Raw genomic sequence first — 19670 nt, forward strand, 5'->3', positions numbered from 1 at the left:
CGACGGGCGGGCGTCGCCGGACGTGTAAACGACGAAAGCCCCCGACCAAGGGCGCGCGGGCCAGGGTCGGGGGCGTTCGTGTGCGGCGGCGGGTCAGGCGCGGCGACGCCGGCCCGTGAAGGGTCTACAGGCCGGGCGGCGGACGGGGTGAGACTCGCCCAGCTGGTCGGCGACGAAGGCGGCGAGGGCGTCGATAAGGTCGGCGGGCCAGTGGGGCGGGGTCTGGTCGTCTCCGTTGTGGACGCTCATAGCGCGGGAGCGTACGCCGAATGCCTCGCCCCGGCGCGGTCCAGGGCGGGGCGTTCGTGTGTGCGGCGAGGAGGGCCCGGCTACCCTGGGAGAGGACCAGGGAGGGGCGAACGGCGGCCCGGGGTAGTCCGGGCCAGGGTCGACGGGCCGGGGCGGTCTAGGGCCCTGTCTCGCCGACCTCCCACGGTCCGGCCGAGTAAATGACGCCCCCGAGGCGGGCCACTACGTCCTCGCGGCGGACGCGGGGAGAGGCGGCGGCGAGGAAGGCGACCAGGGCTACGCCCCGGGCCCCGTCCCCGTGCGTGTAGGCGTATCCCCATGCGGCGGCCCAAAGCGTCGCGGCCGTCCAGCCGGTCGCGGGCCGGCGGGCGTAGTCGGACGGGTTGAACGGCGGTAGGGCTTCCCCGCGCAGAATCGGCGTGACGGTCTCGGCCGAGGTCGCGGCGCGGCCGGCGGTCCGGCGGGCCACTACCGACGCCGCCAGCGGTGGCCGACCAGGGCAGCGCCAGCGGCGGACGCGGACCCGGCGCGGGAGTCCAGCCCGGCGGACTTCAGGGCTTGCACGGCCGAGGCGCGGACCATGCGGGCGTCAGAGATCAGGGGGTTTGCGATCGGCTGGCCTCGGTAGCCGTCGATGATCCATCGGTCGCCGATCTGCTCTTCGGCGCGGTCGGCGAGCGTGATGAGTCGGCACGCCTGAACCAGCGAGGCGAACTGCGACGCGGTGAGGCGGTCGCCCTGCTCGTCGGTGACGTCCTCGAAGAGGTCCAGGGCGTCGGCGCTGAGGCCGGCGGGCGGTTCGATGCTGTCAACCCGAGCAGGTTCTTCGAGATTTTCTGCCATCTAGGGGTCCTTCCGTGCGCAGAACTGCGCTACGTATCGAGGGGGCCTCGCTATGCCTCTTCGGTGAGGGAGGAGGGCCGAGGGGGGTCCTCCCCCTACCCCCTTACGGTCAGTTACTCGCGGTCGTCGCTGGTCGCGCGCTCGCGGCGAAGCTTCGCCAGGATGTTGCGGCTCCAGCCGTCCGGGTCCCTGCGGGCCGGGGCATGGGCGCGGCGGTCGGTCCGGTCGGGGAGGTGGACGGGACACGCGGCGAGGGGACGGCCGTCAACCAGGACCACCCCGGACGACGCGGACCGGCACGGGCGACCGGCGGCGTGGACCTCGCACCGGTAGCCGGCGGCGCGGCGGACGGCACGGGCACGAGACAGCCGGCGGCGGGTGCCACGGGACGGGGCGGGGGCGGTAGGAACGGGTTCGGTTCGACGCATGGGAACGGGGCCTTCCGTGGGATGGGGCGGGGACGGCACAGGGCCCCGGGTTTGTGTCCCGGGGCCCCGTCGGTTCGGTCAGTGCTCGCGTTCGTGGCGGAGGAGTCGGCCGCCCGTGTGGCGGTTGCGGAACCTCTGCTTCCGCTCCTCGGTCGCGGCGTCGTACATGGCACGCCACACCTCCACGTAGGCAGCGTCACTACCCGGCATGTTCAGCGTGTCGGCGGCCGGGACCACACCCGGGTCGCACTGGCGCAGGGTTCCGAGGGCCGCGTGGACCTGGTGCAGGAGGGCGACGGGGTTCCGCTGGTGACCCTCGGCCGAGGCGTACTGCCACGGCTTCGATGCGTCCAGGAGGTCCGACATCATCCGGGCCCGCCTGTGCTCGCTGACATTCACGCCGGCCCGCTTCAGGTCCTCGGCCAGCGCCAGGGATCGCCAGTGTGCGGCCTGGCCGAGGACGGCCTCAGCGGCCTCAGCGGCCTCGTAAGCGGCCTGTACGGCAGCGGTCGCCTTGTCCAGCGCGGGGCCGAACCTCTCGACGGCCTCGGCCGCCCACTGCGGCGCGTAGGTCATGGTGAGGCGGTCCGCCTTCCGCGCGGCGGCGGTGGCCTCTCCCCGGCGGGCGTTGACGACGGCCGTCAGGATGCGGACCTCGGTCTCTTCGTCGGTCTCGCTGGTCGCGTTCGGAATCTTCGGACGGGACTTGCCCTGAACCTCGGCACGGGCGGCGGCGCTAATCGCCGCGTCACGCTTGGCGCGGCTCTCGCGGGCGTCGTCGCGGAAGTCCTCGACAGCGTCCACGGCGGCTACCCATGCCGCACGTCGGGCGTCGTACTCGGCGAGGGCGGCGACCAGGTCGGCGGGGACCTCGACGCCGGCCGGCGGGGCGAACGGCTCGGCCGGTTCCAGGTAGTCGCCGGCCTGGTGGCCGCTGCCGGTCACCGGGCGGGGCGGAACCTTCGCCGCGACCTCGGCCGGGTCGAACGGGGGGGCGTAGCCGTAGGCGTCACGGCCGGACGTCAGCGCCGGGGCGGGAGCGGGAGCGGCCGGCGGGGACGGGTCGGCGGCCGGAGTCGGGAGGGCGGCCATGTCGGCGCGCAACATGTCGATACGCGCGGCGAGGTCGGACAACTGGTCGGTCATGGGGTCTCTCTTTCGGCGGGTAGCGACGCCCCCGAGGCGGGTCCTACGCGGGCGATTGGGCGGGGGTGGAGGGGTCGGGTCAGGCGGCGAGCGTGTCGGCGGCCCTGGAAAGCTCCCAGTACGCCTCGCGCGCCGGACGGACGGCGGCCTCGGCGTCCCGCATCGCGGCGTACGCGGCGTCCCGCTGGGTCACGGCGGCGGCGGCCAGGGTCGAGCGGTTCGCGGCGATCGCGGCGTCCACGGCCAGGGCGGCGGCGGCGATTTCGGCGGCGGTCGACGTCGGGTCGGTCGCGGCGGTGCGCCAGGCGGTCAGCGCGGACGCAACGGCCGGGACGGTCGCGGCCAGGGCGTCGGGAAGGTAGATCGCGGGGCGGGGGTCAGCGCTGTCGGTGTAGCTGAGCATTCGGGGGTCTCCTTGTGTGTTACGGCCCCGTCAGGCGGGCCCTGACGGTCGACCGGGGCGGATCAGGGGGTGCGGTGAGGGCGGACGGTCAGGCGGCGTCCGGGCCGGTCTCGCCGGGAACGGCGACCAGTCGGAACGCCCATTCACGGCGGCCGGGGCCGGAAGCGTGGCGACGGACGGCGATACCGAACGCGCCGAGGTCGGGACGGGCACGCATGAGATACCGGGTCGCGGCGCTGAGACTTCCGGCCGCCGGACTATCCGGGATCTCCCGGCAGAACATCGCGTGTAGGTAGCTGCTGTTCGCGCGGAACTCGCCCTGACGTCGTAGAACCTCCTCGGCTATCAGGCGCGCGACGCGGGGATCAGGGGGGCCGTACGTCATCGGCGGGGATCTCCGGGGGTCTCAGGCGGTCGGACGGTCAGCTGATAGAGCCGGCCCCGGCGGCGGATGTCGCGGACGCGGGCGAGGTACACGCCCCACGTCTCGGCCAGGGCAGGCGCGGCGGCGAGGACAGCGGGGCCGACCTCCTCGGCGGTCCAGTCGTGACCGGTTCGGGCGGTCAGTTCGCGGGCGAGGCGGGACCCGGTGAACCGGAGGGCGCGGGCGTTCGATCCGGCGCGGATCTCGGCGAGGGCCAGGGCGACGGCGGCGAGGTCGGGCCGGTCAGTCACGACGGCGGCGTTCACCCGAAGATCCGCCGGGCGTCCGCCTCGACGGCGGCCAGGGCCTCGGCGTCGCCCGCGATGATCGCGGCTGTCTGTCGGGCCAGTAGGGCGTATGCCTGCTCGCGGCGGCGGCGGCGGTGCCGGGCGACGCGGCACGCGGTAGAGCAGGTCAGGCGCTCGCGGGTGCGGGGCCGCTGCACGATCGGTCGGGCGCATTCTCCGCAGTAGGCGGCCATGCTTCGGCCCTCCTCTCAGTTGTTTGTAGCGTTTTGAACGCAGGAAAGCCCGGCGGCCGAGGCGGCTACCGGGGCGGTACGGGACGGGGTCGACCCGAACCAGGGCCCGAACGCGAAACCGCGAACGGGCCCCGGCCGGGGAGTGCCAGCCCGAACGACAGGCGGCACGTACGCCGTGGGTGCTTACCCGCCAAGGACCGGCACGGCGTAGACGCACGCCGCCGTGTGACTCCAGCGGCGTGCGGGTCTAGGGGTTAGGCGGCCCGACGTCGGGCGCGGCGGGCGGCCAGGCTCACGACCTGGGCGTGACCGGCGACGGCCGGCGCGGGCGAGGCAACCGCGGATTCAGTGGCGGTCGATGCCTGGCGGTCGGCGACCAGGTCCGCGAGGCCGTCCAGGGCGGCGGTACGCCACTCCTCGGTCAGGCGGTCCACGATCAGGGCGGCCAGTTCGCGGCGCTGCGTGCGGTCCATCGGCGTTACCTCCTGGGTGACGACGAACACCGGGCCACTGGCCCGACGCTTACGGGGTCCGCAGACCTCTTCGGCCAGGCGGTAAAACGTGTTCCGGCCGACGGGGATCTGTCCGGCCTTTTTGACCTCGGCCAGGTAGCGCCGATAGAGGCCGGACGCCGGATGCGCGCCAGGTGAGGTCCAATCCCGCCAGGCGGAGACCCATGCGGCGGCCGTCACCATGTCGTCCCGGCTACCTTCGCGACCCTCGGCACGGTTCTTCCGGGCGCGCTCGCGTTCATCGGCGCGGCGCTGCTCGGGCGTCCTCGCGGGACGGCGCGGACGGGGCGGCGGCGGGTTCGGGTCCACGTACGGCGGCGAGGCCCGGCGCACAGCGCGGACGACGTCGGCGAGGTAGCCGCGCACGTCGGACGGACGGCCATACCGGGCGTAGTCGCGGAGGTCGTCGTAGTAGGTGCCGGCGAGGTTTTCAGGGAGTGGTTCACACAGGATGGCGGCCAGGCGGTCGGCCGTCTCGAAGATGCCGACGCCGGTCGGCTCGGCTGATGACCCGCGCGGGCGAGACAGCAAGGCGGCGCTACCGGACCGGAACAGTTCCGCGTCGGCGGTCAGGATTGGGGTTGCCCATACCTCGGCGAGTTCGCAGGGATCCGGGCGGCGAACAACGCCATTCCCGTTGTCCAGCGTCACGATTTTGATGGGCCTGCGGTATTGGTGAATTGCTACGCGCCGGGCGGCGGCGCGGATGGGTGATGAGTGGCTAACGTCGGCTGACACAGCTCCCCCTTCGTTGTCGAGATAGGACGGCGGTCGGTCATGGTGACGCGCGGGCGGAAATCATCGGGCGGCCTCCCGGCGGTGTCGTTGCTTACAAGAGGTAAGTGGGCCAGCGGGCCCTCAGGTGTTCACCCGGGTGATCGGGGCCACATGGCACGAGGCGGCGGCCCAGCGCGGGTGAGGCGGCGGCCGAGGGCGGCGGTGCGCGTAGTGATGGTTCCGCGTGCAGGTGACGTAGTTCCGTCACTTCTGTATTGGTTGTAAGGAAGAAGAAGAAGAAGACTTAAGGGCCTATAGGGAAGTGACGGAACTACGTCACACGCACGCGGAACCATCACTCATCCCCAGCCCTCGCCCTCCTCGGCGATCGCCCGTCCTCCTCGGCGACGTCCAGGGCGACGCCCCCGCCGACCCCGGCGAGGAGGCCCCGCGCGGGGGTCGAGACAGGCCCTACGGCGGCCCGGGACGGCGGCCGGGTGTCCTCGGTAGGGTCCGGGTCCTAGAAACGCGAGAGGCCCGCCGGGGCCACCCTCGCGGGGTAGCTCCGACGGGCCTCGGGGCGGTTCTAGTCGACGGCTGGTGAGGCGCGGCTTCCGTTCACTGGTCGGGACCTCCTCGGCGTCGTGGGGACATAGGGAGAGTGGGCCAGCGGGGGTCCAGCTGTTCACGTCCTCGGCGTGGTCCTGGTGCTCGACGTCGCCGGGCCCGGCCGGCGGCTACTGACCCCGGGACCGGAGGAGGCTGTCCCACGCCGCGTAGCCGTCCTCGCCCGGCGACAGGTGGGTGATGCCCTCGCCGAGGCTCCCGTCCGGGGCTACGGCCCGCGCTGGGGCGCATATCCGGCCGTCGGGTAGACGGTGCGGGATACAGCATCGGCCGTCGGGTATGGACTCGGGCATATCGGGGACCTCCTCGACGCTCACGCTGCGGACGATTCTCGCGGGCTACCCGCCCACGCGGCCAGGTCCTCGCGGGCGTACACGTCGGCCGTTCCCCGCTTACCTCGCGGCGTCGGCACGTTCCCCACGCGACGCTGAAGCCTCTTCTTCGCCGCGCCGTGCGTCCACGGGATGACGCCCGCCTCGGCGGCCTCCCTGAGGGTCAGGAAGTCCCCGCGAGGGCTTGATAGGCCGCTGACCTCGGATGTCGCCGGGGACCGGGGACAAGCGAACGCCCGCGCCTCGGCGGTCGACAGGTAGGCCACCTGGACCTCGGTCGCCTGTCCGCCCACAACCAGTTGCCACCGGCCGAGGGTCCGGGACGCCCGGGGCATCGGGGCCTCGGGAACCAGCATCCGCCAGGCGTTCGCCGTGTAGCGGGCGAGGACCCTCACACCAAAGTTTTCCCGGGCCTCGGGGCCGCCGATGGCGCGGGCCGTGAGCATCTGCGCGACGCCGATGACGTTGACTTTCGCGGAGCGGCCGAGGTACAGGAGGTCCGCCAGGGCGGCCACGGCGGGCGACCGCTTGGGGTCTCCCTTCCCCCGGGCGTCATTCCAGAAATTGACCAGCTGGCCGATGGTCGCGTTCAACTCCTCGGCGATTACCAGCACGCGCGGGCCCGGGTTCCAGTCGTCGTCCTCATGCATCGCGAGCGTGTTTCGTTCGTCGGCGAGGGCCGCCAGGCGGACCAGGGCCGAATGCATCTGGTCCGGCCGGTGGCAATAGTCGATGCCGTCCAACCCGAGGGCCCATTTATGCGAGCCCTTGCGGTCCAGAATCAGCGCGCGACCGCCCCGGGCGAGGACTTGCACCGCGACCAGCTGGGCGAGGACGGATTTACCGGCACCGGTCCCGGCGCTGACCGCGATGTGCGGCGAATCGGCGCGCAGGGACAGCGTCACCGGCCGGTCGCCGGCCCCGAGGCCGATAAAGAACTCATCCTCGGCGAGCGCGGGGAAGTGGGCCGCCACCTGGTCGACGCCGACCCGGGCGGGCGGACGCCTACGGACAGTCCATCGGGCGATTACCCGCGGCCCGACCATGTCCCACGATTCGACCAGGTCAGAGACCGGGATCTTCGCCGTGATGATCGAAGAGACGAGGTGCTTTTGCTCCTTCGTCAGGTAGGGCGTGTCCGCGACCAGTTCGATACGCGGGCCGACCTCCTCGACGCCGGGCCGGCGGAAGACCGCGAGGCGGTCCGTCACGGGCGCGGCGGCCCGCTGAAGCGTCCAGGCGACCCGCTGGGCGCGTTCGGGAAGCCAGCGGATGACCGGCTCTACGTGCTCGCCATACCAGGCGCGGACGGCCTCCTCGGCGGGTGAAAGCGGCTTCGCCAGGCGAGGGGTCAAGTTGCCCAACGTGGGGTCTACGTGCAACCGGACTTGACCCGGCTCGCGGCCGAGGGCCGGGGCCAGGGCCGCCAGGGTCGGCGTTACGTACTCCCTGCGGAACCGCCGGGCAACCAGCCGGCGGCGGGCCCGGTACGCGGTCACGACGGCGGCCGTCCCGAGGGCCGCGCCGGTCTGCTCGGGGTAGCCGGCGGTCAGGGCGGCCACGGCCGGGACGCCGAGGCGGACGGCCTGGCGCTGATACCCGGTCCATCGGCCACGGCCACGGGTCCGGTACGGGTAGCCCTCGCGGCCGTCCATCGGCCGACCGGCGACGTACCGACAGACCAGGCGCGGGACCGTGTGGCGGCGGCGTAGGCGACGGATGGCCCGTTCTAGCTCGGTCACGCGGTCACCCCCGCGAGGTCGGCGCGGACGGCGGCCAGGTAGCGCCTGGCCGTCCTCGGTGCGCGGCCAATCTCGGCGGCCACGTCCTCGGCCGTGACGTCCGGCCGGGCGGCCAGGATGGCGGCCACCCTGGCGGCCATGTCGTCGGTCGTGGCCGTGGCCGAGGCGTCGCCCGTGGCCGTGCGCCGACGCGGCCGAGGGGACGTCGGCCGGGGGCGGTGGCCGTCGGTCGGGGCGTCCTCGGGCGTGGCCGTGGCCGTGTCCTCGGCGGCCCGCCCGGGGCCCGCCAGGGTGGCCGTGTCCATCGTGGCCGTGACCGGCGGCCGGGCGGTCGCGGGCGTGACGGCCTCGCCCGTGGCGGTGGCCGTGGCCGAGGCGGTCGCCCGGCGGCCGGTGGCCAGGAGAGCGCCCGTGGCCATGAGCATTAGGCCGTCCACGGCGATCGGTCCGACCGTGGCCGTGACGGCGTCCTCGCCGTAGTGGCCGAGGAGGCCGGACAGGTGCCGGTAGGAGACCAGGGCGGCGACCAGGGCGACGGGGAGGAGTCCGCCGAACCGTAGGAGGGTCCAGCCCCGGCCGGTCGGCCAGGCGGTCCGGGCCAGGATTTCGACCGCGACGAACAGGGCCACGGGCCAGAAGATCGACCCGACGACGGCCCCGGCCTCGGGCGACCAGTCCGCCGGGGCGTCCTCGGGGCGGACGTAGGAGTGAGCGACGTTCGCGGCGATGGACACGGCCCCGCCGAGGGCGGCCCCGAGGTAGGCCCAGCCTCGGCCGGCGGCGCGGGTGGTCGGGGCGTTCATCGGTGAGCCTCCTCGGCGATCGAACGGACGGCGGCACGGTCGGCGCGGCGGATGACGGCGGCGGCGCGGTCGGCGTGCGACTCAGCCGACCGGCGGGCGAGGACGAACGGGGCGAGCATCACGGCGGGGCCGCCGACCAGGACGGCGGCCAGGGCGTAGACGGCGGTCGGGGTCATCGGCCACCCGCCAGGGCCTCGGACCGGCACGGGCCACAGTTACCAGCCGGGGACCCCCGGTGACGCGGGCAGTGACCGGCGCGGGGGTCGGTGGGAAGGGCTGCGCCCCGAAGGGAGCGCGGGCCCTTTTGGTTATTGATGGTTAAGGACGGTTCGTAGGACGTAGGCGTCCGGCCGCTCGGACGTGTACGTCCGGCCGCTCGGACGTGTACGTCCTCCCGGTTACCGACCGGGCGGACGTGTACGTCCTCCCGGTTACCGACCGGGCGGACGTGTACGTCCTCCCGGTTATCCACAGGCTCCGGGGCCTCGGTCGGGCGGCCCGATTGCGGCTCGGCGAACGGGTCGAGAGCGCCAGGGAGCGGGCGGCGGCGCTCCATCGCGAGATCCCAGACGACCGGCCGGCGGTCCGCCGGGAGGAACGCCGTGTGTCGCTGGTCGCCTCGGCGGATCAGGCCGAGGCGTGCCAGTTCGTCCAGGTCGCGGCGGACGGACCGGACGGACTTACGGGCGTAATGCGCTAGACGCTCCTGCGACGGGAACGCGCCGCGCCCGTTCGCGTGCGCGTGGTTCGCGAGGCCGATCAGTACGGCCAGGCATTGCGGGGGCACGTCGGGCGCGTCACTGAGCGCCCACGACATCGCTTCTACACTCATCTGCGGGTCGCCTCCCGGGGCGATCAAGGCCCCGGCCGGCGCTGGTATCGCCGCGTCCGGGGCCGCTCTATGTCGGCTGGGCCTCCGGGCGAGAACTGTTTCGCTCGGACGGGGCGGCGAGAGGCGCGGACGGCGGCGCTGACCTGGCTGGAGCGCCTCGGGGTGGCGGAACTCGCCGACACCCGGCCGGGCGAGATGTCGGGCGGCCAGCAGCAGCGCTGCGCCACCGCCCGCGCCCTGGTCACCGAGCCCCGGGTGCTCTTCGCCGACGAGCCGACGGGGGCGCTGGACACGCTCACCGGCGAGCAGGTGCTGACGCAACTCGTGCGGCTCGCCCGCGAGCAGGGCACCGCGGTCGTGCTGGTGACGCACGAGCCGCGCGTCGCCGCGTACGCCGACCGGGAGATCGTTCTCCGCGACGGCCTCGTGGACCACACCGGCCTGGGCCTCGACGCGCCGCTGCTCGGGGAGCGGCGGTGAGGCCGGGCGCCGCGCTGCGCCTGGCCCTCGCGGGCACCCGCACCGACGCGGCGCGGGTGGCGCTGACCGCGCTCAGCGCCCTGCTGGCCACCCTCGCCGGGCTGGCCGCGTTGACCGTCCTCGCCATCCCGACCCCGTCGCACAGGTCGACCGGGCCGGGCACCGACTGGTCCGAGCAGGTCAGCAACAACTGGTCCGAGCAGTACAGCAACGCGCTGCTCCGGGAACCCGGCCTGCGCGGCGGTACGGCGTTCGCGCTGCTGCTGCTCACGATCCCGGTGCTGGCGCTGGCCGGCCAGTGCGCCCGACTCGGTGCGCCGGCCCGGGACCGGCGGCTCGCCGCCGTCCGGTTGGCCGGTGCCACGCCGGGCCAGGTGACCGGCCTCGCGGTGCTGGAGACCGGCCTGGCCAGCCTCCTCGGCACCGTGGTGGGGCTCGCGGTGTACCTGGGCGGCCGGGAGTTGCTGCACCGGCCCGACGGGCGGGGCCAACTCGCCCTGCCCACCGACGTACTGCCCCCGGCCGGCGCCGTGGCCGCCGTCGTGCTCGGGCTTCCGGTGGTCGCGGCCCTGGCCACCGCACTGATGCTGCGCCGGGTCACCACCACGCCGTTCGGGGTGGTGCGCCGGGTACGGGCCCGGGGACCGCGACCGTGGCCCGGCCTGCTGATCCTGGCCGGGCTCGCGGCGTTCAGCGCGATCCGACCGCTGGGCCTCTGGTACGACCGGCGGTCGAGCGAACCGCCGGACTGGCTGCTGCCGGGCCTGCTGGTCACCGGTGGACTGGCCGCGATGATCGGCGTGGTGACCGGAGCCGGCTGGATCTCGTACACGGTCGGCCGGATCCTGCACCGGTGGGCGCGCCGCCCGGCCACGCTGCTGGCCGCCCGTCGCCTCACCGCCGACCCGTGGGCCGGCAGCCGCACCTTCGCCGCGCTGCTGGCGGCGGTGCTCCTCGGCGCCGGGGCCGCCGGGCTGCGAGCGCACTTCGAGGCCGCGCTCGTCCTCACCCGTCGGGTCGGCGGCGGTATGCGGGACGACCCCTTCTACCTCGACACGATGGACCTGGTGGACCTGACTGTCGCCGTGGCGATGCTGATCGCCGCCGGTGGGCTGGTGGTGGCCGTCGTCGAGGGCGTCACCGCCCGACGCCGGGCGTACGCGGCGCTGGTCGCCACCGGGGTGCCGCGCTCGACGCTGGGCCGGGCCATCGGCTGGCAGGCGCTCGCACCGGCCGTGCCCGCGATCGCCGTCGCACTCACCGTCGGGCTGCTGCTCGCCCGTGGCCTGTTCGGCACTCCGTCCGGCGGCGGTTACGAGCAGACGGTCTGCGACGCCGGGCCGCCGTGCGACGATCCCGCCACCCGGGCGGCGTACACCCGTACCGAGTGGGTGCCGGAGGTGACCGTGCCGCCCGCCGTACCGCTGGAGCAGCTCGCGGCGCTCGGCGGCGGCGCCCTGGCCGCGGTGCTGATGACGGTCGCGGCCGGCGTCCTCCTCCTGCGCACCAGCACGGCGGTGGAGGAGCTGCGGACGACCTGACCGCGTGTAAGGAGGGGTCCCTTGTTAACGCCTCCGGTAGAGGAAGGGCCCCCTATTAACACCGCCGATCCTGCACGGCGGCTCACCCACCGCTGAACAGGCCGGCCGAGAGCGCGAGCAGCGTGCCGACAGCACCGGAGCAGCAGCAGACCAGCAGGGCGGCGACCACCGCGAGGATGGCCCAGACCCGCCGGTCCCGCGCCGCCGCCCGCAGGCTCGACCGGGGTACGTCGTCCGCCGGCCCGTCGTCCCCCGTGCTCACGCCGGAAGTCTACGGTTCCGCGCACCGGGCAGGATGGGGCGATGGAGCTGGTGTCTCTCGACGACGTCCAGGTCGCCGCCGCGGACATCGCGGGCGTGGTCCTGCGTACCCCCTTGCTGCGGACCTGGTGGGACGCGGACCTGTGGTTGAAGCCGGAGAGCCTGCAACCGGTGGGGTCGTTCAAGCTGCGGGGCGACGGCGGTGACGGCGTTGCGTCCGGCGGCGACCGTGATCGGCGTCGAGCCGGACCTGGCCGCCGACACCCGCGACTCGCTGGCGGCCGGCTCGGTGGTGGTCTGGGGCGAGGAGCGCACCTACCGGACGATGGCCGACGGGCTGCGCCTACCGCCGTCCACGCTGACCCTCGCCCACCTGCGGGCCCGCCTCGACGGCGTCGTCACCGTCACCGAGGAGGAGATCCGGGCGGCGATGGGCCGGCTCGTCCGGGAAGCCCGGCTGGTGGTGGAGCCGAGCGCGGCGGTGGCGGTCGCGGCACGGCTGTTCCACGCGTCCGAGCTGCCGGGCGGACGTACGGTCGCCGTGGTGACCGGCGGCAACGTCGATCCGGCGGTGCTGGCGTCCGTGCTCGGGTGTTAGGAAGGGCCCCCTGTACAACGCCAGGCGTTAACAAGGGGCCCTTCCTTGCACCTCAGGCGCGGCCGAGCCGGTCGAGGATCCAGGCGTTGACGAACGCCTCCTCGCGCCAGGCGTCGTACCGGCCGCTCGGACCCCCGTGACCGGCACCCATCTCGGTCTTGAGCAGGTAGTCGCCCTGCGGGGCGGTCGCCCGCAGCCGGGCGATCCACTTCGCCGGCTCGTGGTAGAGCACCCGCGTGTCGTTGAGGCTGGTCACCGCGAGGATCGCCGGGTAGTCCACGGCCCGCACGTTCTCGTACGGCGTGTAGGACTTCATGTACGCGTACACCTCGGGGTCGTCGAGCGGGTTGCCCCACTCCTCCCACTCGGTGACGGTCAGCGGCAGCGACGGGTCGAGGATCGAGGTGAGCGCGTCCACGAAGGGCACCTGCGCGACGATCCCGGCGAACGCGTCCGGGGCGAGGTTGGCCACGGCGCCCATCAGCAGGCCACCGGCCGAGGCGCCCCGGGCGACCAGCCGGTCGCCGGCCGTCCAGCCGGCCTTGACCAGGTGCCGGGCGCAGGCCACGAAGTCGGTGAAGGTGTTCTTCTTGGCGAGCAGCTTGCCCTGGTCGTACCAGCGCCGGCCCAGCTCGCCGCCGCCCCGGATGTGCGCGACGGCGAAGACCACGCCACGGTCGAGCAGGGACAGTCGGGCCACCGAGAACCAGGGGTCCATGCTGGCCTCGTACGAGCCGTACCCGTAGATGAGGCACGGCGCGGAGCCGTCCCGGGGCGTGCCGGCCCGGCAGACCAGCGAGATGGGCACCCGGGTGCCGTCGTCGGCGAGCGCCCAGTCGCGGTGCTGCTCGTAGGCCGTCGCGTCGTACGGCCGCCCGTCCGGGCCCGGCAGCACCGGCTTCTGCCGGCGCAGCGTCATCTGTCGGGTGACCAGGTCGTAGTCGTACACCGAGTCGGGGGTGACCAGTGAGGTGTAGCCCAGCCGGACCTGCCGGGTGCGGTACTCCGGGTTGCTGCCCAGCCCGACGCTGTACAGCGGCTCGGGGAACTCGATGTCGTGCGGGTCACCGCCGCCGATCGGCAGCACGCGCAATCCGGTGAGCCCGTTGGTGCGCAGCGTGACGACCAGGTGGTTCTCGAACGCGTCGACCGCCTCCAGCCGGGTGCCCGGGGAGTGCTCGATCAGCGGCACCCAGTCGCCGGGGGCGTCCGCCGAGGTGTACGCGAGCGCGAAGTCCTCGGCGCCGTCGTTGTGCAGGATCAGGAACCGGTGCCCGTGGTGCTCGACCGTGTACTCCACACCCTGCCGCCGGGGCGCCACCGAGGCCGGCGTGCCGGTCGGGTTGCCGGCGGGGATGACCAGCACCTCGCTGGTCACCTTGCTGTGGATGTCGATGACGACGAACTTCTCCGAGCGGGTCAGCTCGACGCCCACCCAGAACCGCTCGTCGTCCTCCTGGTGGGCCACCGCGTCCTCGCTCGACGGGGTGCCCAGCGTGTGCCGCCACACCCGGTTCGGGCGCCACGCGTCGTCGACGGTCACGTAGAACAGCACCGAGGCGTCGGCGGACCAGGCGGTGCCGTAGAACGTGTCCGGCACCTCGTCGGGGAGCAGTTCCCCGGTCGTCAGGTCCTTGACCCGCAGCGTGAAGCGTTCGTCTCCGGAGAAGTCCGTCGAGTAGGCCAGCCAGCGTCCGTCCGGGCTGACGTCGAACGCCCCGAGCGCGAAGAAGTCGTGCCCCTCGGCGAGCAGGTTGCCGTCGAGCAGTACCTCCTCACCGTCCAGGGGCGCGCCGTCGAGACTGATCGGCGGGTCCGTCTCGTCGTCGCGGACGGCCCGTCGGCAGTGGACGCCGTACTGCTGGCCCTCGACGGTGCGGGTGTAGTACCAGTACCCGCCCTTGCGGGCGGGCACCGACAGGTCGGTCTCCTGGGTGCGCCGGCGGGTCTCCTCGAACAGTTGCCCGCGCAGGTCGGCGAGGTGGGTGGTCCGCTTCTCGGTGTACGCGTTCTCGGCGGTCAGGTAGGCGATGGTCTCCGGGTCGTCCTTGACGGCCAGCCAGGCGTACTCGTCGACGACGGTGTCGCCGTGGTGGGTGCGGTCGGTCGGCACCTGCTTGGCGACGGGCGCGGGCGACGGCTCCAGGTCGCGGCGGGGCGACAGACGCGCCGAGCCGGAGTTGTCGGAAGTCTCGGTGGTCACGCCGTCACGTTACCGGCCGGACGCCCGGTCACCCCTTCGTGCGACATGCCTTCCGCAACTTTCGAACATGTGTACGATGGCCGGCATGGCGGCAGCAGCGAGTTCCACCGATCGGCCCGGAGCCCTCGACATCACCCGGAGGCTGGCGGAGATCTGCGGGCCGCCCTTCGCCCGCCTCGCCGGCCCGGCGGACGAGGTGGCCGGCCGCCCGGCCCGCTGGGTCGCCGTCCCGGGCGGGCCGCGCGCCGCCGCCGAGGTGCTCCGGCTGGCGGCCCGGCACGACCTGACCGTGGTTCCGCGCGGAGCCGGCACGAAGATCGACTGGGGGGCCGCCCCCGAGCGGGTCGACATCATGCTCGACACCGGCCGGCTCGCCGGCATCGGGCACGAGCCGGTCGGCGCCGCGAGCGCCGAGATCGGCGCCGGCACCCCGTTGCGGGCCGTGCAGGCCACCCTGGAGCGCACCGGCCAGCGGCTCGCCCTGGACGCGCCGTCCAACGGCGCCACCCTCGGCGGGGTCCTGGCCGCCGGCGAGGCCGGTCCCCTGCGGCACCGCCACGGCACCGCGTGCGACCAGCTCGTGTCCCTGCGCTATCTGGACGCCGACGGCGAGCTGGTCGGTGCCGGTGGCGGCGCCGAGGGGCTGGAGCTGGCCCGCCTGCTCTGCGGCTCGCAGGGCGCCCTCGGCGTGCTGGTCTCCGCCACCCTCCGGGTGCACGCCGTGCCGGCGAGCCGGATCTGGGTCACCCGTCCGGTGTGGACACCGCTGGAGGTGCACGACCTCGTGCGTACGGTGCTCGCCGCCCGCCTCGATCCGGCGGCGGTCGAGTTGGACCTCCCGGCCGGCGCGGGACCCCGGCCGAGGCAGGGGGGCCGGGCCGAGTCGATGGCGCGCCACCCGTCGATGACGGGACGCACCACCACCGGCCCGGCCCGGGCCGGCACTCTGGTCGTCCTCCTGGAGGGTGGGCCCGCCGACGTGGCCGAGCGTGCCGACCGGATGGTGTCGCTGCTCGGCCCCGGCGCCGCCACGGCCAGCCACTCCGCGCCGGAGTGGTGGCGGCGTTACCCGTTCGGCCCGGGCGACACGGCGCTCCGGCTGGAGGTCCCGATCAGCGACCTGCACGCGGCCGTGTACGCGCTGCGCGACGCCGCCGGCGCGCCCGTCCCGGTCCGTGGCTCCGCCGGGCTCGGCGTCGTGCACGCGGCCCTGCCCGGTGCGATGCCCGCCGAGCGGGTGGCGTCGATCCTCGCCGCCGTGCGGGGGGTCCTGCTCGCGCGGCAGGGGCGGTGTGTGGTGGTCTCGGCCCCGGAGCCGGTGCGACGGGCGGTCGACCTGTGGGGTGAGCTGGCCGGGCTGGCCCGACTCCGCGCCGCCAAGGAACACCTCGACCCGCACCACCGGCTCGCGCCCGGCCGCCTCCCCGGCGGCCTCTGACCCGTCCCGGACCTCCCGCGCAGGCCCCGCTGGCCGGCCGTCCCGGCCCGGCCGGGGCGGTCAGCCGGCGTCGTTGCGGAGGACCAGGATGGCGATGTCGTCGCGGGGCGGCTCGGGGGAGAAGCCGATCGCGGTCGAGCGCAGGCGGGCGGCCACCACGTCGGCGGAGTACGCGGCGAGCGGGGCGGCCGCGTCCCGGAGGCGGTCGACACCGAACAGCTCCCGGCCGCGCCGCCGTTCGGTGACCCCGTCCGTGTAGAAGATCAGCGAGTCGCCCGGGTCGAGCGGGATCTCCGCCGTCGGCGAGGCGATCGAGTCGAGCAGGCCGAGCGCGGTGCCGCCGGTGCCGACGAAGTCGGCCCCGCCCGCGGAGCGCAGCAGCACCGGGCGGTCGTGGCCGGCCAGGTGCAGTGACACGTCGAGCTGGTCGCCGTCGCCCGGCCCGACCGCCGCCAGCGCCAGCGTGCAGTACCGTCCGCCGCCCCGCTCCACCAGCGTCCCGTTGAGCCGGGCCAGCGCCTCGGGCAGCGGCTTGCCGTCGCCGACCAGCGTGCGGATCACGTCCCGGACCAGGCCGGTGACCGCCGCGGCCTGCACACCCTTGCCGGAGACGTCGCCGATGACCACCAGCCAACGCCCGTCGGGCAGCGGCAGCACGTCGTAGAAGTCGCCGCCCACCTCGGCGTCGTCCCCGGTCGGGACGTACTCGGCGGCGAAGCCGATCCCCTCGACCACCGGAAGCACCGGTGGCAGCAGGGACTGCTGGAGGGTCTGGGCGACCCGGCGGCGCTCGGCGTGGATCCGGGCGTTCTCGATCGCCAGCGCCGCCCGGCGGGCCACGTCCTCCAGCACGGCCACCTCGTCCGGGTCGTGGCGGTGCCGCTGGTGCCGGCCCACGGCCAGGGTGCCCAGCCGCTGACCACGGGCGATCAGCGGCACGGCGAAACCCTCCATCGGCGCGCCCAGCGGCAGCTGGGTGCCGTTGCGGGACGCCTCGCGCAGGCGGGCCTGGATCGACTCCGGCCCGGTCTCCCGGAGCACCGCGTGCAGCTGCGGCAGCACCGACTCGTCGGCGTGGCTGGCCGCCGCCAGCCGCAGCCGGCCCCACTCGTCCGTGGTGTGCACCGCGCACCACTGCCCGAGCCGGGGCACCACGAGCTGCGGGACGAGCGCCATGGTCAGCTCGACGTCGAGGGACTGGGCGAGCAGCTCGCTCGCCTCCGCGAGGAACGTCAACCAGGCCTGCCGCCGGACGTCGGCGCGGCGCAGCCGGTCGTTCTCCAGGTGCAGCGAGAGCCGCTCGGCCATCAGCGCCGCCAGTGGCCGGGCGTACGCGGACGGCGCCGCGTCCAGCTCCAGCTCGCCGGCGTACGGGCGGTGGACGGTGAGCGGCACCCGGAGCAGTTCGTGGCCTGCCCGGGGTTGCCGACCGTAGCGCGCCAGCACCTGCGGGCCCTGTCCGTCGCCCCGGTCCAGCCGGACCACGCCACCGGCCGCGCCGACCATCTCGGCGACCCGGGCCAGCAGGCTGGTCGCGAAGTCGGGGAGCGGATCGTCGGCGTACGGGTCGGGGGTGGTCTGCATCAGCTGGCTCATCGCCGCGGCGCTCGGCGCGGAGCTGTCGCCGGCCGGGGGGTCACCGCCGGCGGACGCCGCGTTCGGCACGACCGGGGCGTCCCCGGCCGGCGCGGCGCCGGGCGGGGCCGGACGGTCGAGGCGGAACCAGACACCCTTCCCGGTGGGCAGGTACGTGGTTCCCCACCGGCTGGCGAAGTGGTCGACGAGCAGCAGACCCCGCCCGCGTTCCGAGATCTCGGTGATGTCGCTGCTCTCGTTGCGGACGCCGACGGTCAGCTCGTCCACCGGCCCGCCGGCGAAGTCGGACACGGTCACGGTGAGGCCGAGGCGGTCGGCGACCACCTCGACGTCCAGTTCGGTGCGGGCGTGTTCGACGGCGTTGGTGGACAGCTCGGTGGTGAGCAGCAGCGCCTCGTTGGTCAGCTCCTCCAGGTGCGCCTCGGCGAGCACGGACCGGACGAGGGCCCGCGCGGCGGCGGGCGTACGCCGGTCGGCGGGGAGCCGGACCCGCCGGACGTGCTCGTCCCGCCCGCCGGGCTCCGCCTCCGCTGACATCCCCGTATCCTCCATCGCCGCCCCTGCGGGTGCCAAGCGAACCGTACGGACCGATCACGGCCCGTCAGCGGTCCGGGATGGCGCCTGGTGTCCGATCCGGTACGCATTGACCGTCGCGCTGGCCTGGCGTAGACCGGGTCGCAGGCACAATATGGGATGGCCGACCTGTCGCCCCGACGTGAGCGAGGAATGATGACCACGGCGAAACAGCCGGTGGCGGATCCGTCCGCGCCGGACCACGAGGCGGTCCTCGTCGAGCTGACCGAGGCGTTGCGGCGGGTCCGCCGCGGTGATCTCAAGGTGCGGCTGCCCCGCCGGGCGGGCCGCGCGGGTGAGGTGGCGGACGCCTTCAACGAGGTGGTCTCGCTCCAGGAACGGCAGTACCACGACCTGCGCAGGATCAGCCGGATCGTCGGCCGGGACGGCCGGCTCACCGAGCGCCTCGACGACGAGGGCCTGGACGGCTCCTGGGCGGAGGGGCAGCGCGCGGTCAACTCCCTCATCGACGATCTCGGTCGCCCCACCACGGAGATCGCCCGGGTCATCGTGGCGGTCGCCGAGGGCGACCTCTCGCAGCACATGGCGTTGGAGATCGACGGCCGACCCCTGCGCGGTGAGTACCTGCGCATCGGCCGCACGGTGAACACGATGGTCGACCAGCTCTCGTCGTTCGCGGACGAGGTGACCCGGGTGGCCCGCGAGGTGGGCACCGAGGGCAAGCTCGGCGGCCAGGCCGACGTCCGGGGCGTCGCCGGCACGTGGAAGGACCTCACCGACTCGGTGAACACCATGGCGTCGAACCTGACCGGCCAGGTGCGGTCGATCTCCCAGGTGGCGACGGCCGTGGCGAAGGGCGACCTGTCGCAGAAGATCACCGTGGGGGCGCGGGGCGAGGTCGCCGAGCTGGCCGACACGATGAACTCGCTGACCGACACCCTGCGCCTCTTCGCCGAGCAGGTGACCCGGGTGGCCCGGGAGGTGGGCACGGAGGGCAAGCTCGGCGGCCAGGCCGAGGTGCCGAACGTGGCCGGCACCTGGAAGGACCTCACCGACAGCGTCAACTCGATGGCGTCGAACCTGACGTCGCAGGTGCGCAACATCGCCCAGGTCTCCACGGCGGTGGCCCGCGGCGACCTCTCACAGAAGATCACCGTCGCGGCGCAGGGCGAGATCCTGGAGCTGAAGGACACCGTGAACACGATGGTGGACCAGCTCAGCTCGTTCGCCGACGAGGTCACGCGGGTGGCGCGTGAGGTGGGCATCGAGGGCAAGTTGGGTGGTCAGGCCCAGGTGCGCGGGGTCTCCGGCACGTGGCGGGACCTCACCGAGAACGTCAACCAGCTCGCCGGCAACCTGACCAGCCAGGTCCGCAACATCTCGCAGGTCTCGACGGCGGTGGCGAAGGGTGACCTGAGCCAGAAGATCACGGTGGACGCGCAGGGCGAGATCCTGGAGCTGAAGAACACCGTGAACACGA

The 19670-nt window shown here is 74.0% G+C and carries 19 protein-coding genes and 1 pseudogene; 5 read left to right on the forward strand and 15 right to left on the reverse strand.

Annotation, left to right across the window (positions count from 1 at the left end; genetic code table 11):
* Nucleotides 1–93: 93 nt before the first annotated feature.
* From AB0873_RS16675 to AB0873_RS16730, 12 genes are all read right to left on the reverse strand, one after another.
* On the reverse strand, nucleotides 94–249 hold the full coding sequence (locus AB0873_RS16675) for a hypothetical protein (protein ID WP_366600612.1): 156 nt from the start codon (nucleotides 247–249) through the stop codon (nucleotides 94–96).
* A gap of 468 nt (nucleotides 250–717) precedes the next feature.
* Nucleotides 718–1092: a hypothetical protein gene (locus AB0873_RS16680; protein ID WP_366600613.1), complete on the reverse strand. Its 375-nt coding sequence runs from the start codon at nucleotides 1090–1092 to the stop codon at nucleotides 718–720.
* A gap of 506 nt (nucleotides 1093–1598) precedes the next feature.
* Nucleotides 1599–2666 (reverse strand): hypothetical protein, encoded by a 1068-nt coding sequence (locus tag AB0873_RS16685; RefSeq protein ID WP_366600614.1) that lies wholly within the window; start codon nucleotides 2664–2666, stop codon nucleotides 1599–1601.
* 79 nt (nucleotides 2667–2745) lie between these two features.
* On the reverse strand, nucleotides 2746–3069 hold the full coding sequence (locus AB0873_RS16690) for a hypothetical protein (RefSeq protein WP_366600615.1): 324 nt from the start codon (nucleotides 3067–3069) through the stop codon (nucleotides 2746–2748).
* An 88-nt stretch (nucleotides 3070–3157) separates the two neighbouring features.
* Nucleotides 3158–3454 carry a hypothetical protein gene (locus AB0873_RS16695; protein ID WP_366600616.1) on the reverse strand — a complete coding sequence of 99 codons (297 nt, stop codon included), beginning with the start codon at nucleotides 3452–3454 and terminating at the stop codon, nucleotides 3158–3160.
* On the reverse strand, nucleotides 3451–3759 hold the full coding sequence (locus tag AB0873_RS16700; protein ID WP_366600617.1) for a hypothetical protein: 309 nt from the start codon (nucleotides 3757–3759) through the stop codon (nucleotides 3451–3453). Before AB0873_RS16700 ends, AB0873_RS16695 begins: the two co-directional genes overlap by 4 nt.
* Nucleotides 3756–3974, reverse strand: coding sequence for a hypothetical protein (locus tag AB0873_RS16705; RefSeq protein WP_366600618.1), 219 nt, complete (start codon nucleotides 3972–3974; stop codon nucleotides 3756–3758). Before AB0873_RS16705 ends, AB0873_RS16700 begins: the two co-directional genes overlap by 4 nt.
* 254 nt (nucleotides 3975–4228) lie before the next feature.
* Nucleotides 4229–5137, reverse strand: coding sequence for a hypothetical protein (locus AB0873_RS16710; RefSeq protein ID WP_366600619.1), 909 nt, complete (start codon nucleotides 5135–5137; stop codon nucleotides 4229–4231).
* A 1006-nt stretch (nucleotides 5138–6143) separates the two neighbouring features.
* A complete protein-coding gene (locus AB0873_RS16715; protein ID WP_366600620.1) occupies nucleotides 6144–7724 on the reverse strand; it encodes a DUF87 domain-containing protein in 1581 nt (526 codons plus the stop codon).
* Between the two features lie 176 nt (nucleotides 7725–7900).
* Nucleotides 7901–8707 (reverse strand): DUF2637 domain-containing protein, encoded by an 807-nt coding sequence (locus AB0873_RS16720; RefSeq protein WP_366600621.1) that lies wholly within the window; start codon nucleotides 8705–8707, stop codon nucleotides 7901–7903.
* Nucleotides 8704–8883, reverse strand: coding sequence for a hypothetical protein (locus AB0873_RS16725; protein WP_366600622.1), 180 nt, complete (start codon nucleotides 8881–8883; stop codon nucleotides 8704–8706). Before AB0873_RS16725 ends, AB0873_RS16720 begins: the two co-directional genes overlap by 4 nt.
* Nucleotides 8880–9539 carry a helix-turn-helix domain-containing protein gene (locus AB0873_RS16730; protein ID WP_366600623.1) on the reverse strand — a complete coding sequence of 220 codons (660 nt, stop codon included), beginning with the start codon at nucleotides 9537–9539 and terminating at the stop codon, nucleotides 8880–8882. The genes AB0873_RS16725 and AB0873_RS16730 overlap by 4 nt, the downstream gene beginning before the upstream one ends.
* On the opposite strand from AB0873_RS16730, the gene AB0873_RS16735 reads away from it, so the two are divergent.
* Together AB0873_RS16735 and AB0873_RS16740 are read left to right on the forward strand one after the other, a co-directional pair.
* Nucleotides 9450–10019 (forward strand): ATP-binding cassette domain-containing protein, encoded by a 570-nt coding sequence (locus AB0873_RS16735; protein ID WP_366600624.1) that lies wholly within the window; start codon nucleotides 9450–9452, stop codon nucleotides 10017–10019. The two genes, AB0873_RS16730 and AB0873_RS16735, sit on opposite strands and share 90 nt — an antisense overlap.
* Nucleotides 10016–11560, forward strand: coding sequence for an FtsX-like permease family protein (locus tag AB0873_RS16740; RefSeq protein WP_366600625.1), 1545 nt, complete (start codon nucleotides 10016–10018; stop codon nucleotides 11558–11560). Before AB0873_RS16735 ends, AB0873_RS16740 begins: the two co-directional genes overlap by 4 nt.
* An 82-nt stretch (nucleotides 11561–11642) precedes the next feature.
* On the opposite strand, the gene AB0873_RS16745 is transcribed toward AB0873_RS16740, so the two are convergent.
* On the reverse strand, nucleotides 11643–11822 hold the full coding sequence (locus AB0873_RS16745; RefSeq protein ID WP_155329343.1) for a hypothetical protein: 180 nt from the start codon (nucleotides 11820–11822) through the stop codon (nucleotides 11643–11645).
* A 41-nt stretch (nucleotides 11823–11863) separates the two neighbouring features.
* Here AB0873_RS16745 and AB0873_RS16750 point away from each other — a divergent pair.
* Nucleotides 11864–12419, forward strand: a pseudogene (locus AB0873_RS16750) (pyridoxal-phosphate dependent enzyme).
* 52 nt (nucleotides 12420–12471) lie between these two features.
* On the opposite strand, the gene AB0873_RS16755 reads toward AB0873_RS16750, so the two are convergent.
* A complete protein-coding gene (locus AB0873_RS16755; protein WP_366600687.1) occupies nucleotides 12472–14565 on the reverse strand; it encodes a S9 family peptidase in 2094 nt (697 codons plus the stop codon).
* Between the two features lie 142 nt (nucleotides 14566–14707).
* Between AB0873_RS16755 and AB0873_RS16760 the strand changes: the two genes are divergently transcribed.
* Complete coding sequence (locus AB0873_RS16760) at nucleotides 14708–16060, forward strand: FAD-binding oxidoreductase (RefSeq protein WP_366600626.1); 1353 nt, start codon at nucleotides 14708–14710, stop codon at nucleotides 16058–16060.
* Between the two features lie 60 nt (nucleotides 16061–16120).
* Here the strand turns inward: AB0873_RS16760 and AB0873_RS16765 are convergent, their stop codons facing one another.
* Complete coding sequence (locus tag AB0873_RS16765) at nucleotides 16121–18193, reverse strand: SpoIIE family protein phosphatase (protein WP_155329340.1); 2073 nt, start codon at nucleotides 18191–18193, stop codon at nucleotides 16121–16123.
* A 192-nt stretch (nucleotides 18194–18385) separates the two neighbouring features.
* Between AB0873_RS16765 and AB0873_RS16770 the strand changes: the two genes are divergently transcribed.
* Nucleotides 18386–19670, forward strand: a 1285-nt coding sequence (locus AB0873_RS16770; RefSeq protein WP_366600627.1) for a HAMP domain-containing protein, incomplete at its 3' end; no start/stop codon positions are given.

Origin of the sequence: Micromonospora sp. NPDC047707, from assembly GCF_040704235.1 — a bacterium.
Lineage (GTDB): Bacteria > Actinomycetota > Actinomycetes > Mycobacteriales > Micromonosporaceae > Micromonospora.

What these genes read in the sequence shown, in the direction of transcription:
- AB0873_RS16675 (WP_366600612.1), bottom strand. Translation starts at nt 249, where the DNA reads ATGAGCGTCCACAACGGAGACGACCAGACCCCGCCCCACTGGCCCGCC.
- AB0873_RS16680 (WP_366600613.1), bottom strand. Translation starts at nt 1,092, where the DNA reads ATGGCAGAAAATCTCGAAGAACCTGCTCGGGTTGACAGCATCGAACCG.
- AB0873_RS16685 (WP_366600614.1), bottom strand. Translation starts at nt 2,666, where the DNA reads ATGACCGACCAGTTGTCCGACCTCGCCGCGCGTATCGACATGTTGCGC.
- AB0873_RS16690 (WP_366600615.1), bottom strand. Translation starts at nt 3,069, where the DNA reads ATGCTCAGCTACACCGACAGCGCTGACCCCCGCCCCGCGATCTACCTT.
- AB0873_RS16695 (WP_366600616.1), bottom strand. Translation starts at nt 3,454, where the DNA reads ATGACGTACGGCCCCCCTGATCCCCGCGTCGCGCGCCTGATAGCCGAG.
- AB0873_RS16705 (WP_366600618.1), bottom strand. Translation starts at nt 3,974, where the DNA reads ATGGCCGCCTACTGCGGAGAATGCGCCCGACCGATCGTGCAGCGGCCC.
- AB0873_RS16720 (WP_366600621.1), bottom strand. Translation starts at nt 8,707, where the DNA reads ATGAACGCCCCGACCACCCGCGCCGCCGGCCGAGGCTGGGCCTACCTC.
- AB0873_RS16725 (WP_366600622.1), bottom strand. Translation starts at nt 8,883, where the DNA reads ATGACCCCGACCGCCGTCTACGCCCTGGCCGCCGTCCTGGTCGGCGGC.
- AB0873_RS16730 (WP_366600623.1), bottom strand. Translation starts at nt 9,539, where the DNA reads ATGAGTGTAGAAGCGATGTCGTGGGCGCTCAGTGACGCGCCCGACGTG.
- AB0873_RS16760 (WP_366600626.1), top strand. Translation starts at nt 14,708, where the DNA reads ATGGCGGCAGCAGCGAGTTCCACCGATCGGCCCGGAGCCCTCGACATC.
- AB0873_RS16765 (WP_155329340.1), bottom strand. Translation starts at nt 18,193, where the DNA reads ATGTCAGCGGAGGCGGAGCCCGGCGGGCGGGACGAGCACGTCCGGCGG.